This is a genomic window from Bartonella sp. AA1HLJMS (genome assembly GCF_042197445.1).
GTDB lineage: Bacteria > Pseudomonadota > Alphaproteobacteria > Rhizobiales > Rhizobiaceae > Bartonella.
In genome coordinates this window covers 1-2,187 of sequence record NZ_JBHIRW010000124.1, presented here as the reverse complement: position 1 = coordinate 2,187, position 2,187 = coordinate 1, and the positions used below count along the sequence as shown (strand labels likewise).

The 2,187-nt window shown below is 39.1% G+C and carries 2 protein-coding genes; both read right to left on the bottom strand.

Features of this window, described 5'->3' with window-relative positions; genetic code table 11:
• Nucleotides 1-225 precede the first annotated feature (225 nt).
• Complete coding sequence (locus tag ACFIQE_RS09755) at nt 226-1,392, bottom strand: DUF6990 domain-containing protein (protein WP_375707642.1); 1,167 nt, start codon at nt 1,390-1,392, stop codon at nt 226-228.
• 12 nt (nt 1,393-1,404) lie between these two features.
• Nucleotides 1,405-1,779, bottom strand: coding sequence for a hypothetical protein (locus tag ACFIQE_RS09750; protein ID WP_375707641.1), 375 nt, complete (start codon nt 1,777-1,779; stop codon nt 1,405-1,407).
• Nucleotides 1,780-2,187: the final 408 nt, after the last annotated feature.

Here is a 2,187-nt window from a genome sequence, read left to right as displayed (position 1 = left end):
AACAACAAAACCATCTTAAAGAAGAGAGTAGAATTTATAATTGATTTTTTCCCCTATTCTTGAGGATCAAGCCATTTCCAGTCTATTTTTTAAAATCTTGGCTATTATTCTTGATTTTTCGAACCCTTTATTTGGCTCTGGTAAGAAAGGTGTGAAAGCGTCTCAATCATGGCGCTTTCACATCTTTTAAATAAGAGTGCTTTCCTTCAACAGGAGAGTACAACACTAATCAATTTTTATATCCATAAATGCGATTTTACCATCTTTAATATAAGTAATATCAGGAGAATGTTTTACCCCTTCTGCTGCAAAGACGCATGGTTCATCACTCACAATATATCCTTGTTCCCTTAATTCTTGTTTTTTCTCCTCGACTATTTTTTTATGAAAATCTCGTTTTTGATTACACGTATCAGGGGGTCTCACTCTGAAAAACTGATAGTCCATGGCTATAGACCACTTCTCAGCAACCCGTTCCAGTAGATCGTAACTGAACTTTCCTTCCTTTTTCACTTCTTGAGCGATCACCATCGCGCGTTCCAAATGGACTTTTTCAATGGTTTCATCAAAGCCAAGCTTCTCCCCTGCCGTAAAACTTTCGTCATAAGAAGCTAAAGTCTCAACATCGCCAAGTAAGGCAAGAGCAGCAAGATGCAGCAAAGCATAAGGTGCAAACTCTACGTCAGCATCCGGTGCCCATGATAAAGAGTCTTTTTCCCAAGGGGGAATACTATATTGAGAGCGAAACATTTCAAGCAAAGAATCATCTTCCATTGTCCATTTTAAAGTTTTATCGAGAGCTTTCTTTAAAAGCTGGACGCTCACTTTTTCTTCAAAAATTTCCAATCCATTGGACACAAAATTTATAAATACTGTTGGCAAAATCCCAGAATTATGCGGATTAATCGTCTGACAAGCCGCCGCAAAAATACCGCTCATAATTAAAAGCCCGCGATCAAACGGGGAAAATTCTTCCACGTGTTTTTCGTTATAAAGAAACTGCACTTCACGATCGGGTAAAAAGAGGGTTGCCAAATAATCTCCTTTTCCCTCGATGTCCACAGACCACCCCAAGCTTTTTAAAAGCGCTGTTGCACTTTCTATCGTGAGAATTTCATCATCATCATAACCGACAAAGGGTTCTTTTTCCTTTTCCTTTAGTTGCAAACGCCTCTCCTGCAGCACGGCTTCATCTTTCCAAAACTGCTGCGTTGCAAGATCATTTTCTTGAAGCACTCTTTCCAGCTCGCCTTTCACTTGGAAATTCATTTTCATCCGTTTAAAGACAGAGGTATAAAGAGCTAAAACAAGCATGATAATGATCATGCAAATAACAATAAATACCCAGAACTCGGGATCTAATAGAAATACGGCTATAGGATCAAAGTTCATGTTCCCCCCTCACTATTTACACAACCCGTGCGACAGAGAGCTTATGTGCTCTCCTACAGAGATTGCTTCTTCTAGTTTCTGAATATTTTTTTGCAACTCACCCGTCACTTTGGTGCGAAGCCGTAACATAACCGGAATAAAAATAATGACACAGACCGTTATGGCGACCGTTGTTTTAAAGAGAACGGCATGCACAACATATTGCCACCCTGTCAGCTGCCAATTTAATACACCTGGTATTTCTAGAACCATTCTCCACATGATAATGAGAACAGCAATAGCAAAGATAATTTTATAATCCTTTGCTGAGAGCAACACGTGCTGGAGCGAAAAAGAATGCACTCCTTTATGCGTTTCTTGCTCTGATGCCCAATTTTGCTCCTTCATGTATTCCCCTCTCTCTTTGAAAAGACCCGTGCGACAGAGAGCTTATTTGCTATCACACAGAGATTGCCTCTTCTCGTTTCTGGATTTTTTTCCAATTTACGCATTATGATGATGCAAAACCCAAATACCACCGGAATAAAGAAAAGTACACAGACCATTATGGTTTGCGTCATAATAAAAATTATAATATTCCTGCTACCTTGCCACCCTCTTACCTTCCTCACATTGCAAACAATAAAGATTTTCAAACCGTACCAATCTATAAACAATAGTCACAATTCAGCTTTTTCTTCCCAAAAATTCTCCTATTTTCAAGAAAATCACCCTGCAACCCCACTTCAATAGGATTCATTTCAAAGCTTGAATGAACAAGGCTCCTAAAAATACGAAAACAACCCATATACCGCG